This window comes from Aquiflexum lacus, from assembly GCF_015476655.1.
Taxonomy (GTDB): Bacteria; Bacteroidota; Bacteroidia; order Cytophagales; family Cyclobacteriaceae; genus Aquiflexum; species Aquiflexum lacus.
On record NZ_JABFHF010000006.1, the window covers coordinates 127,304 to 142,589 of the forward strand.

Annotated in this window: 10 protein-coding genes; 8 read left to right on the plus strand and 2 right to left on the minus strand. The window is 38.3% G+C overall.

The annotated features are described in order from the left end of the window. Positions 1-103: 103 nt before the first annotated feature. The 7 genes from HMJ38_RS07850 (at position 104) to HMJ38_RS07880 (ending at position 11,494) form a co-directional block, all read left to right on the plus strand. A complete protein-coding gene (locus HMJ38_RS07850; protein ID WP_194973821.1) occupies positions 104-1,732 on the plus strand; it encodes a type I restriction-modification system subunit M in 1,629 nt (542 codons plus the stop codon). Further along, positions 1,716-2,948, plus strand: a complete 1,233-nt coding sequence (locus HMJ38_RS07855) for a restriction endonuclease subunit S (RefSeq protein WP_194973822.1) — start codon at positions 1,716-1,718, stop codon at positions 2,946-2,948. Before HMJ38_RS07850 ends, HMJ38_RS07855 begins: the two co-directional genes overlap by 17 nt. Positions 2,949-3,004: 56 nt before the next feature. Continuing rightward, positions 3,005-3,985, plus strand: a complete 981-nt coding sequence (locus HMJ38_RS07860; protein WP_194973823.1) for a hypothetical protein — start codon at positions 3,005-3,007, stop codon at positions 3,983-3,985. 26 nt (positions 3,986-4,011) lie between these two features. Beyond that, positions 4,012-5,715: a DUF262 domain-containing protein gene (locus HMJ38_RS07865; protein ID WP_194973824.1), complete on the plus strand. Its 1,704-nt coding sequence runs from the start codon at positions 4,012-4,014 to the stop codon at positions 5,713-5,715. Between the two features lie 103 nt (positions 5,716-5,818). After that, on the plus strand, positions 5,819-6,163 hold the full coding sequence (locus HMJ38_RS07870) for a virulence RhuM family protein (protein ID WP_228779948.1): 345 nt from the start codon (positions 5,819-5,821) through the stop codon (positions 6,161-6,163). Positions 6,164-6,257: 94 nt separating this feature from the next. Then, complete coding sequence (locus tag HMJ38_RS07875) at positions 6,258-7,652, plus strand: ATP-binding protein (protein WP_194973825.1); 1,395 nt, start codon at positions 6,258-6,260, stop codon at positions 7,650-7,652. Beyond that, the gene (locus HMJ38_RS07880) at positions 7,649-11,494 is read left to right on the plus strand and encodes an HsdR family type I site-specific deoxyribonuclease (protein WP_194973826.1); all 3,846 of its coding nucleotides are present in this window, start codon (positions 7,649-7,651) and stop codon (positions 11,492-11,494) included. The genes HMJ38_RS07875 and HMJ38_RS07880 overlap by 4 nt, the downstream gene beginning before the upstream one ends. Positions 11,495-11,640: 146 nt before the next feature. On the opposite strand, the gene HMJ38_RS07885 is transcribed toward HMJ38_RS07880, so the two are convergent. After that, positions 11,641-12,996 (minus strand): NfeD family protein, encoded by a 1,356-nt coding sequence (locus tag HMJ38_RS07885; RefSeq protein ID WP_194973827.1) that lies wholly within the window; start codon positions 12,994-12,996, stop codon positions 11,641-11,643. A gap of 123 nt (positions 12,997-13,119) precedes the next feature. On the opposite strand from HMJ38_RS07885, the gene HMJ38_RS07890 reads away from it, so the two are divergent. Continuing rightward, positions 13,120-14,982 carry a M1 family metallopeptidase gene (locus tag HMJ38_RS07890; RefSeq protein WP_194973828.1) on the plus strand — a complete coding sequence of 621 codons (1,863 nt, stop codon included), beginning with the start codon at positions 13,120-13,122 and terminating at the stop codon, positions 14,980-14,982. Positions 14,983-15,085: 103 nt separating this feature from the next. Here the strand turns inward: HMJ38_RS07890 and HMJ38_RS07895 are convergent, their stop codons facing one another. Next, positions 15,086-15,262, minus strand: a complete 177-nt coding sequence (locus tag HMJ38_RS07895; RefSeq protein WP_194973829.1) for a histone H1 — start codon at positions 15,260-15,262, stop codon at positions 15,086-15,088. Between the last annotated feature and the right edge of the window lie 24 nt (positions 15,263-15,286).

Below are 15,286 nucleotides of genomic sequence, written 5' to 3' on the forward strand. Positions count from 1 at the left end.
ATAGTGCGTTTACCTTAAAAATACCCTGTTTACGGGATAGGAATAAATAGGGTAAATGGACTAAATTAGCAGAATACAAATCTGTTATCATTAATTTAGAATAATGCCCATCCAAAAAGAAGAGCCCGCCAACAAAGCGAAAAGAAAAGTAAAAGCAACCAAACAAACCCAAGATAAGCCCATTGAAGTCACCCTATGGGATGCTGCCAATAAACTGAGAGGCAGTGTAGAACCTGCCGAATACAAGCACGTGGTGTTGAGTTTGATTTTTTTGAAGTTTGCCAGCGATAAGTTTGAAGACCACCGCGCCAAACTGATAGCTGAGGGCAAAGAGAAATACTTAGAGATGCCAGATTTCTACAATATGAGCAATGTCTTCTTTTTGGAAGAAAGCAGCCGCTGGGGTTTTCTGATCAAAAAGTCCAAGCAAAATGACATTGCCCTCCTTATTGATACCGCCCTGCATACCATTGAGAAAAACAACAAAGCACTGAAAGGTGCCTTACCTGATAATTACTTCTCCCGCTTGGGACTCGATATCACCAAGCTTGCCTCCCTTCTGGATACCATCAATGACATCGATACGCTCAAGGACCCCAAGCAGGATGTGGTAGGCAAAGTATATGAGTACTTCTTATCCAAATTTGCGCTCGCTGAAGGAAAAGGCAAAGGGGAATTTTATACACCCAAGAGTATTGTCAACCTGATTGCAGAAATGATAGAACCCTACAAAGGGATTATCTATGACCCTGCTTGCGGTTCGGGCGGTATGTTTGTGCAGAGTATCAAGTTTATCGAAGCCCATCATGGCAATAAAAAAGAGGTTTCTATCTACGGGCAGGAATATACCAACACCACTTACAAGCTTGCAAAGATGAACCTTGCCATCCGGGGCATCAGCGGTAATCTGGGAGAAAAAGCTGCGGATACCTTTGCCGATGACCAACATAAGGACCTGAAGGCAGATTTTATCATGGCCAACCCTCCCTTTAACCAAAAAGACTGGCGGGCAGAAAATGAACTGAAAGATGATCCAAGATGGAGAGGTTATGATGTGCCGCCGAAGAGCAACGCCAATTATGGCTGGATTTTAAATATGGTGTCAAAGCTTTCCGAAAACGGCATTGCAGGATTTATCCTAGCAAACGGTGCACTCAGTGGCGGAGGTGAAGAATACAAAATCCGGAGGAAGTTGGTTGAAAATAATCTGGTGGAAGCGATTTTGGTATTGCCACAAAACATGTTTTACACTACTAACATCAGCGTTACTTTGTGGATTTTAAATAAAAACAAAAAAGCCCATACCCGACAAATTGGAGATGAAACCCGAAACTACCGTGACAGGGAAAAAGAAATCTTATTTATGGACTTGCGCCAAATAGGTATTCCATTTGAGAAAAAATACATTCAATTTTCAAAAGAAGATTTAAGTAAGGTTACTGGCACTTACCACCAGTGGCAAACGGCTGGGTTAAATGAACCTCCAGCTTCATCCTATTTAAATATCCCGGAATTCTGTTACTCTGCTTCCATTGAAGAAGTAGTCAAAAAAGATTTTTCCCTTGTCCCAAGCAAATATATAGAATTTGTAAACAGGGACGAGAATATTGATTTTGATGAAAAGATGAAAATCCTGAAAAGCGAGTTTGCAGACCTGCTAAAAGCCGAAGCCGCCTCCAAAAATGATTTCCTAACCGTTTTTAAAGAATTGGGTTATGAAATCGAATTATAGACGGATTGGTGACCATATCCGGCAAGTGGATGAACGAAACAAAGGACTGAAGGTAAAAAATCTTTTGGGTTTGAGTATTTCTAAGCAGTTTATCCCTTCTGTTGCCAATATTATTGGAACAGATATGGAGAATTATAAGATAATTCGAAAGAACCAATTTGCTTGTAGTACCATGCAGGTAAGGCGTGATAAGAAAATGCCTGTGGCGCTTTTAAAGGAGGTAGATGAAGCCATTATTTCACAGGCTTATCCGATTTTTGAAGTAAAGGACAGTGAAGAACTTTTGCCAGAATATTTAATGATGTGGTTTACCCGGTCAGAGTTTGACCGAGAGGCTTGTTTCCATGCAGTTGGTGGGGTAAGAGGAAGTTTAGAATGGGAAGATTTTGAAAACATGGGTTTACCCATTCCCCCCATCACCAAACAAAGAGAAATCGTCAAGGAATACAATGTCATCCAAAACCGGATTGCCCTCAACCAACAACTGATCCAAAAACTCGAAGAAACCGCACAGGCGATATATAGGGAGTGGTTTGTGGATTTTGAGTTTCCTGATGCAAATGGCAAACCATATAAAAGCAATGGTGGGGAAATGGTTTGGAATGAGGAGATGGGGAAGGAGATTCCGAAGGGATGGGAAGTTGGAAAGCTTGGTGATGTATTAGAGTGCAATCCTGAAACTTTATCGAGCAATGATAATTTTAAATCCATCCTCTATCTGGACACCAGCAATATCACAAAAAATAGAATTAATGAATTACACGAATTGGATTTAGAATACGATGAAATCCCAAGTCGAGCACGAAGAAAAGTAAAGAACAACGATATTATTTTTTCAACAGTTAGACCAATGTTAAAGCATTATGGAATAATTAAAAATCTGCCAGATAATCTTATAGTTTCAACTGGATTTGCAGTTTTTAGAGTAAAAGAATTAAATCTTTTTCCTGAATTAGTTTATTCATTTTTGACTGATGAGAAAACGGTAAATTTTCTCCAAGCTAAGGCTGAAATGAGTGTTTCAACATACCCTTCGGTAACTTCAGATGATATAATGAATCTTGATTTTGCTAAACCAAATGATAAAGTTCTGGATATTGCAAGGGAAATTTTTAAAAGTAAAGATGATTTCATCAATCTGAAAAACAAAGAAAACCAAAAGCTATCGCAACTGAAAGAATTGTTGCTTTCGAGGTTGGCGAAATTGAAAAATTAAAATGAGGGTGGGCTAATAGGATTATGAAGGAAAAGAAAACATAAAAAAGTAAATTTATGAATAGAAGAGATCAAACTTTGTTCTTAATTGGAAAAAATGAGGAAGAATATAAAAAATCAATTCCATCAAGAGTCTTTTTCAATCACTTTAATGCAATCAACTATCATATCATAAATGATAAGGATCGCTATAATCTAAAGCTGGTAAATTTTTATAATAACATCAAAGTAAAAAATCCTGTATTAAAAATCGACGATTGTAGAAAATTACTCTGGAATGCATGGAGTACGGAATGTGCTTTCAACATGGCCTCTGATGCAGAGTCAGATGATTTTTACAAGTTTGCTCTTCATTGGCATTTTCCACAAGCGTACTATTCTGTATACCTTACAATGACAGCATTTCATGAATCTCAAGGAATTGCAAATGATAACCATGAAAAATCTATCAAACTTTTTGGTAATTCGATTAAGGATTCACATTATCCAAATGCTATTAGCTTTTATGCTAATGGAGAACATAAGGATTTTAAATATTTTGGTCTAAATCTTAAGAAAGATTTTGATAAAGGTTTTAATGGACTGAAAAGCATAGATTCTTTTGATAAAGCAGAAATTCAGATTGGAGTTTTTTTGAAATCAACACGAAAAGAAAATGCACTAAATAAAAGAAAAAGAGGAGAGAAGGAACATTCCAAAAGAAAGGAATTTCAAAATTCAAATGGCGATTTGGTAAAATCATTTAGTAAAAAACATTGGGATATTATTTACAAAACAATTCCCGAAACAACTCTTCTAAATATTTTATATAGACTAAGACTAAAAGCAAATTATAGGGATATTGAAACCTTCATGAATGCAGATATTAATTTTAAACAATTTCATACTTGTTTAGGTGAAATTGTTTCCTATTTGAATTTTGTTCATGAAGCGTATTTGCATAAAGCTATAGGAAATTTAGAATACAAAAAAATTGTTGATGGCTTTAAGGGTGAATATCATAAAGAAAGATATCGAAATTTAATATTAGACATATAGTAATATTTTAAAAACAATCATATCATATGGCAGATTTACATGTAAGTAAAAAGAATATTTCAAAGTTACTGACTGATATAAAAGGACGTAAATTTATAATTCCTGACTTTCAAAGACCTTATAAATGGAATATTGAAAAATGCGAAACATTATGGAATGATATAGAGAGTTTCTCTCAGTCTGAGGCACAAGATGGATCAGATTACTTTTTAGGAACAATTGTCTCCTATATTAATGAAGACAAAAACCAGGAGATTATCGATGGTCAGCAACGACTTACCTCTTTTTTTCTTTTACTTAGGGCTTTTTATAAAAAACTTGAGTCAATGCCTGAAGATGATGATGTAAAAGGATTGAAAAATCAAATAGCACCTTGCATTTGGGATATTGATCCAATTTCTCAAAAAGTAAAAGATTTCAAAAATATCCATATTGAGTCTATGGTGGCTACTGAAGAAGATAATGAAGTATTTCATCAAGTGTTAGAAACTGGCATAGCAGACTCTTCATTAACAGATAACTATTCAAAGAATTACATTTTTTTTAAATTGAAGTGTGACTCATACGCAGAGTCTAATCCTTTGCAATGGAAGCAACTTTGCGTTACTATTTTAACACAATGTATAATTTTACCAATAGAGTGTGAAACCTCAGAAACTGCGTTGACAATATTCTCAACACTTAATGATAGAGGGTTACCTCTATCAGATTCAGACATTTTTAAAGCTCAAATCTACAAAAGTAAAGTCTCTAAGGAAGAACGAAAAGATTTTACAAATACATGGAAAGAATTAACTCAAACGTGTAAATATGCTAATCTTCAAATAGATGACATCTTTAGATACTATTCTCATGTGCTTAGAGCAGAGGCAAATGATAAAACCAAGGAAGTTGGTTTAAGAAAATTTTATAGTATAGATTCTAACAAAAGGCTAAAAGAGGAGGGCTTAATGGATGATATAATCTTTTTGGCTAATTTTTGGTATTATGTTAACACACAAGAGAACCCTGAAGAGTATGAGGAGGAGTATAAAATTTCACAAGAATCTCAAAAGTATTTACATTGTTTATCATTATATCCGAATGACTTCTGGAAGTACCCTACCACAGTTTTCTTTTATGTAAATTATAGTTCTGAAGATTTTTCGAATGAATTTACAGAGTTTCTTAAACAACTGATTTCTAATCTTTTCACTAAGTTTATCAATTATCCATCAGTAAATGCAATTAAAGATGATACCTATAATACTTGCATTTCTATATTTAATGGAGACGGACTGAAATATAGACATGTTTTAAATAAAGAATTATTTAGATATGAAATTGTAAAACACTCCTCTTCTAGATTGTCACGTGCACTATTACTTTTGCACGCATATTTAAATCAAAAGCAACAAAACATAATTCCTTATACTTTTGATATTGAGCATATTTTTCCAAAAAAATGGCAAGATACAAATTACAATGGCTGGAATATTTCAGATGCTTTACAGTATTTAGATCGATTTGGAAATAAAATCATATTTGAGAAAAAACTCAATATTCAGGCAGGAAATGGATATTTTGGTATTAAGAAAATTAAGTATGCACAAAGCCAAATAGCTACAGTTTTAGATTTAGGAAATTATCCGTTTAGTGATTGGGTAAAAAAGGACATAGAGCAAAGAGAGGAACAGTTTATTGGTGATATTCTGTCTTTTTTTGAAAAGTATATTCCAGTAGAAGTATAAATGGAATTCACTGAATCCCAATTAGAACAAGCCTTTATCTCGCTTCTGGAAGCGCAGGGATATCCGCATGGACAGGGTGAGGATCTCTTTTATTGAAACCTATATGAACAGCGATATCCTTATCTACCAAAATCCCGATGGCAACATCAAAATCGATGTGCGCCTCAAGGAAGAGACTGTCTGGCTTACCCAGGCACAGATGGGGCTATTGTTTGGTAAGGACAAGCGGACTATCAGTGAGCATCTTGGCAATGTCTTTCAGGAAGGGGAATTGGACAAAAGTTCAACTGTCCGGAAATTCCGGATAGTTCAACTGGAAGGTTCCCGAGAAGTGGAAAGAGAAATCGATCATTATAATCTTGACGTCATCATTTCGGTAGGTTACCGTGTCAAATCCCCTCAGGAAACGCAGTCTCGCATTTGGGCGACACAGCGCAAAGCGTCATAGAAGAAGAGGAAAACTAAAAAGAGATCGAGACTGACATTAAAAAACTAAGGAAATCAACGAAATGAAAATCACTGAAGGAAAATCGGAAAGCTAAATGAGCGAACGCCAAAACATAGAATGGAAACAAAGTTGGCACGATGACTACCTAAAATGGGTATGTGGTTTTGCCAATGCCATTGGCGGCACTATTTATATTGGCAAAGATGATAAGGGCAATGTGGTTGATCTGCCGGATCATCAAAAGTTATTGGAAGATATCCCCAATAAAATCCGCAATACGATGGGCATTATCTGTGACATCAATTTGCAGGAAGAAGCCGGAAAGAAATTCATTGAAATAAAGGTAAACCCCTATTCGGTGCCCGTTTCGCTTCGGGGCAGATACTATTATCGCACTGGTAGTACCAAAATGGAATTGACAGGTGTGGAGCTCAATGAATTTTTGCTCAAAAAAGCAGGTAAAACCTGGGATGATGTTGTGGAGGAAGGAGCCTCAATAAAAGACATTGATGAAGCAAGTATCGCTAAATTTATATCTGATAGTCAAGAAAAGAGCAGAATACCAATCACAAAGGGGCTTTCGGTGCTTCAAATCTTGGAGAAGCTTCAACTTACCGAAGGGAAAAAATTGAAAAGGGCTGCTATTTTACTGTTTGGGAAGCATCCGGGAAAGTTTTATCCCAATGTAGAAGTAAGAATTGGACGTTTTGGCGAAGACGCTACAGATTTGCGGTTTCAAGAAGTAATAGAAGGCAATCTGATTCAGATGTTGGATGAGGTTCAAACACAGCTTCATCATAAATTTTTAATCCGCCCGGTAGACTTTGTTGGGATGCAGCGGGTAGAAAAAGACGCATACCCCTTGGCCGCACTGCGGGAAATGCTGCTCAATGCCCTAGTGCACAGAACCTATATGGGTGCTCATATTCAATTGCGGGTATTTGACGATAGGCTGTCTATTTGGAATGAAGGGTTGCTTCCTCATGGCTTAAGTCTGGATGATTTAAAAAAAGAACACAACTCCCGTCCACGTAATCCAAAAATAGCCAAAGCTTGTTTTATGGCCGGTTATATCGAAACTTGGGGTCGAGGTACATTGAAAATTATAAATGCTTGTAAAGAAGCAGGTTTGCCTGAGCCTGAGATCAGGGAGATGAATGGCGGTATTGAAATCACACTGTTCAGTCGTTTGGTAGAAGAAGCTCAAAAGGGAACCCAAAGGGATGTTTCTACCACGCAAGTCACCACGCAAGTCACCATGCAAGTCACCACGCAAGTCAGAAATTTGCTTGAGGTGTTTGAAGGTACACATAACCGTCAGGAACTGCAGGAGAAACTTGGTTTGGCTAACAGAGAGCATTTCCGAAAAGCTTATTTACAACCTGCCATTGACCTGGAATTTGTTGCATTAACCGTACCCGAAAAGCCCAAAAGCAGCAAACAGCGATACACATTAACAGAAAGAGGGAAAAACGTTTTGAGCCAATGAAATTTACTGAAGGAAAATTGGAAAGTGCTTTTACCGAATTGTTGGGGATGGAAGGATATTCCCACCATTTGGGTTTTACCCTTATCCGTCAGCCAGACGAAGTATTGATAGAAGAAGATTTGATATGCTTTCTTTTGGAACAATACAGTAGTTATGGCATCACGGTAAACGAAACCAAATCCATTGTTCTGCAACTCAAATCCCTTTCCGCTTCTGACCTCTATGAAAGCAATAAAACTTTTTTAAGGATGCTTTCAGATGGTTTTATTCTCAAAAGAGAAGATCGCAGCCAAAAGGACATTTATATTCAACTGATTGATTACAGCGGCTTGGACAATCAGCGCCAACCTGAGGCAATTGAATTGATATCCATAGCCGGTGAGGATGAAGAAAGGAACTTTACCTATGATGATAAAGCACCTTATCATAAGGACAACAATATTTACAAGTTTGTCACCCAATGTGAAATCATCGGGACAGAAAAACGCATACCGGATGGTATTGTCTATGTCAATGGCTTGCCACTTGTGGTTATCGAATTTAAAAGTGCCATCAGAGAAGAAACCACCATCTATGATGCTTTCAAACAATTGACGGTTCGTTACCGAAGAGATATTCCTGAGCTTTTTAAATACAATGCCTTTTGTGTCATCAGTGACGGGGTAAACAACAAGGCCGGTTCGTTCTTTGCCCCGTATGAGTTTTTCTATGCGTGGCGTAGGATTGCCGGATTGGCCAAGGAGGTTGATGGGATTAACAGTATGTACACACTTATTCAGGGAATGTTTGATAAAGTCCGTTTCCGGGATATCCTCCGCAACTTTATTTACATTCCTGACAGCTCCAAAAAAAACGAGAAGATTGTCTGCCGCTACCCGCAGTATTATGCTGCAAGGGCATTGTATGACCATATAAAATTGGCACAAAAGCCCAATGGGAACGGAAAGGGCGGGACCTATTTTGGAGCAACAGGCTGCGGTAAGAGTTTTACCATGCTCTACCTTACGAGGTTGTTGATGAAGAGTGAATACTTCGAAAGTCCTACCATCGTATTGATTACCGACCGCACCGACTTGGACGACCAACTTTCCGGGCAGTTTACCAATGCCAAAAAGTTCGTAGGGGATAATACCATTATTAGTGTGGAAAGCCGGGCCAATCTCCGGGAATTATTGGAGGGCAGACAAAGTGGAGGCGTTTTTTTAACTACCATCCACAAGTTTACTGAAGATACCGAATTGCTGACTGACCGAACAAACGTGATCTGCATATCGGACGAGGCACACCGCAGTCAGGTCAATCTGGACCAAAAAGTTAAAGTAACAGACAAAGGCGTAACCAAGACTTTTGGCTTTGCCAAGTATTTACATGATTCATTGCCCAATGCCACCTTTGTAGGTTTTACTGGAACTCCTATAGATGCCACGCTTGATGTGTTTGGAAAGGTGGTGGATGCTTATACCATGACCGAATCGGTGAAGGATGAAATCACCGTTAGGATCGTCTACGAAGGAAGGGCGGCCAAGGTATTGTTGAATAACACCAAACTGAAAGAGATTGAGGACTATTATGTCAAATGTGCGGAAATTGGGAGCAATGAAAATCAGATTGAACAAAGCAAAAAAGAAATGGCACAGATGTATGCCATTATCGGTGACCCTGACCGGTTGAAAGCAGTTGCCGAAGATTTTGTAACCCACTATGAAAACAGGGTTTCAGAGGGTTCGACTGTCAAAGGTAAGGCGATGTTTGTATGCAGCACCCGTGAAATCGCCTATGAGTTATATAAAAATATCATTGCCCACCTGGGCTCTCGAAGCTCCAGCTTCGAGCACATTGAAAGCACAAATTACGCTCAATATTTTACCAAAAACTTTGGATACCCGGAAGAGTGGCATTATGGAAATCTACCGCACCGAAATAAAGATGGTTTAATTCAATTTATCACATTCAGATTAGCCGATAGCCTTCCACAGGAAGTATTAAAAGAAATCGAAGCTGAAATTAAAAATCTTTCTGATGATATAAGAGACGTAGAAAAGCGAAAAAAATATCAATATTGGCTTGACAAAGGATTAGGAAGTTGCGCTTTGGCAAATAGAGAAATGGCTCAAGTGGTGCAGGAAGCCTTATTGCACCACGACGGCGATAAATATAATTTATTGGCTTGGTCAATTATGCCAAATCATGTTCATGTTTTGATTAGGACAAGCGGTGATTTGGTCAGGATAATACAGTCTTGGAAATCATTCACTGGGAAATGGGCCTTACAAAACAACAAAAGGTTTAATCTCGGAATTGACAAAGAGGCAGCACAGTTTTGGATGCCCGAATATTGGGATAGATTTATCAGGGATGATGAACATTTTAACAATACTGTTAGGTATATTCTGAATAATCCTGTGAAGGCAAATTTGCCTGAAAATCATATCGCTTATTTGTTTAGGGGAGTGCAGCTGGATAAAGGGGCGAAGCAGGAGCTTCACCCCACCCAGATAAAACTCATCGCTACCAGAGGACAGGACGACCCGAAGGAACTTTACGACTTATTGGGTACTAAAGAATACCGCAAGGAATTAGACAGGCAATTCAAAAATGAAAAGTCCAATTTCAAAATTGCCATCGTGGTGGATATGTGGCTGACGGGCTTTGATGTGCCGTTTTTGGATAGCATCTATATTGATAAACCAATACAGCGACATAATTTGATTCAGACCATATCAAGGGTAAACCGCAAATTTGAAGGAAAGATTAAGGGCTTGGTGGTGGATTATATTGGCATCAAAAAGCAAATGAATCTGGCGTTGAAGCAATACAGTGAAGGTGATAAGGACAACTTCGAAGACATTAATGAATCGATCATCATTGTTAGGAACCACTTAGACCTCTTGGCCAAAATTTTCCACACCTTCGACAACTCCAAATATTTCCATGGAACGACCATTCAGCAACTGAATACTTTGAATATGGCGGCGGAGTATGTGCAAAAGACCAAAGAATTTGAAACCCGGTTTATGGGCTTGGTGAAGCGGTTGAAAGCTGCTTATGATATCTGTGCAGGTAGTGAACAGTTGACGCAGGTAGAAAGAGATTATACCCATTTCTATTTGGCTGTGAGGTCCATAGTTTTCAAGCTTACCAAAGGTAATGCGCCTGATTCTTCCCAAATGAATGCAAAGGTCCGGGAAATGATCAAAGACGCGCTGCAAAGTGATGGTGTTGAGGAAATATTTAAACTTGGTAATGAGGATGAAACCGAGCAGGACATTTTTGATGAAGATTATTTGGCGAAGATTGATAAAATCAAATTGCCGAATACGAAAATCAAATTGCTTCAACAGTTATTGGCCAAAGTTATTGCAGAAATCAAAAAAGTAAACCGGGTCAAAGGGATTGACTTCAGCAAAAAAATGCAGGATTTGGTAGAACGCTATAACCAACGTGACGAGAGTGATATTTTGAGAAGTGAAGTCTATGAGGAAATGGCCGAGGCACTTACCAATATGATTTGGGAAGTTCACAAGGAGTTTTCGGCTGGCGATATTTTGGGAATTGACTTTGAAGAAAAGGCGTTTTATGATATCCTGAAAGAATTGTGTATAAAATATGACTTCAAATACCCTGAAGAAAAACTGATTGAATTGGCAAAAGCTGTAAAAGAGTTAGTGGATGGCCAAGCCAAGTTCCCGGACTGGAATAAACGGGACGATATTAAATCTGCTTTGAAGGTAGGCCTGATTTTATTACTCGATGAATTTGGATATCCTCCTGTTGAGAGGGATGAAGTTTATGTGGAGATTTTTGAGCAGGCGGAGAATTTTAAAAAGAATCAGGGGAGGTGAGGAGTGAGTAGGGGAATAACAGGGATTATTCAGAATTTGTCATTTGAGGACGTCACCATTGATTATAGTTTTATTGAAAATGACTGATTTCCAGAATAAGATAATAGAATTCTAGCTATTTCAAAAAACATGAATTTAAAACTAATTCAAACCCGCTTCACCTTCAGCGAAGTCCCCTCCGTACTGATCACCTTTATTTTCTCACCCTTATCAATAAACTCTCCTCTGGAATAAGCATCATAGACTTCATCATCAATGATTATTTTTCCACTTGGCATTAATCGGGTATGTGTGATACCCTCTTTATCCAAAAGACTGTCGGCATAAGAAGTTGAGGTATATCCTTCAGTACTTTGTTGGGTGTTGGCCAAAGAAATGGAGCTGAAAGCTTTCCATTGATTGACCTTTGGGGCAAAAATAAAAATAATGGATATGGCAGCTATAGCAGCCAATATGACTGTCAATAAAGCGGCAAATAAATCTCCTGAAGGAACAAATGTAAAATCAAAGGCATCATTGGGTATCATGCCCAATGTGAGTCCGGTAAGGATTCCTATAATCCCTAAGATTCCAAAAACCCCAAACCCGGGAATCACAAAAATTTCCACTAACAGCAGGATACAGCCTACGACAAAAACAGCGATTTCCCAATTTTGGGCCAAGCCTGTGAGGTAATAAGGAATAAAATAGAGAATCATAGCGGTCAAAGAAGCAGCTAAGGGAAATCCAACACCGGGTGTTTGGATTTCAAAGTAAATCCCTGCAAATATGACCAGAATCAAAAACCCACTGACAGCTGGATTGAGGAAGAAAGCGATTACCTGTTCTACAGCTGCCGTATCATATTCCACGATTTCGAAATCTTCCAACCCTTGCTTTTCAACCACTTCAGCGACAGAATTGACCTGACCTTCACTAAAACCATTTGCTATGGCCTCAGATACCGAAAATGTAATTACAGTTCCTTTTTCACTGATGCCTTCTATTTCCAGATTTTGGTCTACCATGGCTTCAGCTATTTTAGGATCTCTGCCTTTGGCCTCAGCAGTGCTTCGCATCATCGAACGCATATAGGATTGGTATTTGTCAGGTGCGGCATCACCTCCTCCGCCCATGACGACTGTAGCAGAACCGATGCTTGCGCCCGGTGCCATATAAATACTGTCACAAGCAATTGAAATCAACGCACCGGCTGAAGCTGCATCTTTATTGATCCATACATGAATAGGAGTTTTTGTCTCAAGTATCATCGTGCGGATATCATCTGCATCGTTTACTGCACCGCCATAGGTATCCATTTCGATGACAATTAAATCAGCATTCTGCTTCTGCGCATCTTCCAAAGCCAGTTTCACCTTCCGGTTCATTCTGGGATCTATGTTATCGTCAATTTTAAAAGTGTAGACCTTTTGTTTGGTAGATTTGAGGCTGTCCTGTTGAAAAGCAAAGCAAAATCCGGGTAATGCAAGTAAAAATATGGAAAGTATCAGAAGCTGTTTCATGTAGTAATCTGTTTGTGCTATGAATATACCAAAATATCTTAAATCTGGCACATAGGATAATTTTATCAACGGTTTATGTATGGAACTAATTTTGGTCTATTTTAGCTGAAAAATAAGTTGATTATGATTAAAAAAACAGTAACCTCAGCTCTGCTGACGATTGTGTTTGGAACTTTCTCCTTGGTAAATGGCCAATCAGATAGATGGCAACAAAAGGTAAAATATGATATGGAAGTGACCATGGATGTCAATAGAAATATTTATAAAGGAACCCAAAAACTCCATTACACAAATAATTCTACCGATACCTTGACAAGGGCTTTTTACCATCTTTACTATAATGCTTTTCAGCCTAACAGTATGATGGATGTTAGGTCTAGGACCATAGCCGACCCTGACAGGAGGGTGTTGGATAGGATTCAGAACCTGAGTCCGGTTGAGATAGGATATTTGAAGGTAAGTTCATTATTGATGAATGGCAAGAAGGTTGAATATAAGCATGTGGAGACTATCCTTGAAGTAAATTTGGGGGAATCTATATTACCTGGACAAACTGTCGTTTTTGATATGGAATTCGAAGGTCAGGTCCCTTTACAGGTAAGGAGAGCAGGTAGGGACAATGCTGAAGGAATCCGATATTCTATGTCACAATGGTACCCGAAAATGGCAGCTTACGATGTCAGAGGTTGGCATGCAAATCCATATGTAGGAAGAGAGTTTTATGGTAATTTTGGTGATTTTGATGTCAAAATTACCATTGACAAAAGCTATACGCTAGGCGGGACAGGATATCTTCAAAATGCCAATGAAATCGGACATGGGTATGAAGAACCTGGAGTAAAGGTATCCAATCCTAAAGGCAGTACTTTGACCTGGCATTTTTTCGCTCCTAATGTGCATGATTTTATGTGGGCAGCTGATCCGAATTATACCCATGAGAAAGTAAAAATGGAAGATGGGCCAATGGTTCATTTTCTTTATGTGAAAAGTGAAAAAACTGAAGAGAACTGGGGTAAGTTAAAAGATTATACCGTCAATGCCATTCAATATATGAGTGACAATTTCGGGAAATATCCCTACGATCAATACTCTGTTATTCAAGGTGGGGATGGAGGAATGGAATATCCGATGTCTACGCTGATTACAGGACACAGAAACCTCAGAAGCCTAGTAGGGGTGACTGTACATGAACTTATCCATAGTTGGTATTATGGTGTTTTGGGATTCAATGAATCTTCCGAGCCTTGGTTGGATGAAGGTTTTACTACTTGGGGCACAAGTGTGGTCATGGATGCTGTATTTGAAAACGACAATAAATTTATCCATGATGGCAGTTACAAATCCTATTTTAGATTGGCCACTGCGGGCTATGAAGAGCCTTTGACGACTCATGGTGATCATTACAATCTCAATTCGGCATATGGGCCCGGGACCTATAACAAAGGAGCTGTATTCGTTGAGCAATTGACTTATGTGATAGGTAAGGAAAATTTCGATAGAGCCATGTTGAGGTTATGGAATGATTGGAAATTCAAACATCCAAATGGTAATGATGTCATCAGGATAATGGAGAAAGAAAGTGGCTTGGAACTGGATTGGTATTATGATTATTTTATAGCTTCCACCAAAAGTATAGATTATGGAATCAAGGCTGTAGAAGGAGATGGTAACAATACTAAAATTTCTTTGGAAAGAGTGGGTATGATGCCCATGCCTTTGGATGTAGTGGTGACATATACGGATGGTTCACAGGAAATGATCTATTTGCCCCTTGTGATTCAAAGAGGCGACAAACCTGAAGAAAAGGGAATGCCCAAAAGAACCATGACTGAAAAATGGCCCTGGACGAGTAAATCCAAAGAAGTAACTTTGGCTAGACCTGTTTCAGAGGTGAAAAGTGTAGAAATTGATCCGAGTTTGAGGTTAGCGGATGTTAACAGGTCAAACAATAAAGTTGAGGTTTCTACTTTGATTCAGAAAAATTAAATAAAAAATAGCTCATCAACTGAGGTTTTCCTTAATTGATGAGCTATTTGATACTTTTCAACATAAAAAAAGGTGATCATTTGATCACCTTTTTTTATGTTGATTATCCTTCGTTTTTCTTGTCCTGAACTTCTTTTCGGATGTCCTGTGCCAAATTCTTTAGATCCTGCATACCTTTTCTTACTCGGGTACCTGCAGCTTGATTGCTCTTGTCGTAAAACTTCTCGAAGTCTCCTTCCAAGCCTAGGATAAGATCTTTTATTTCGCTAAATCTGCTCATAGTAAAAGTTAATTTTATTGGTTG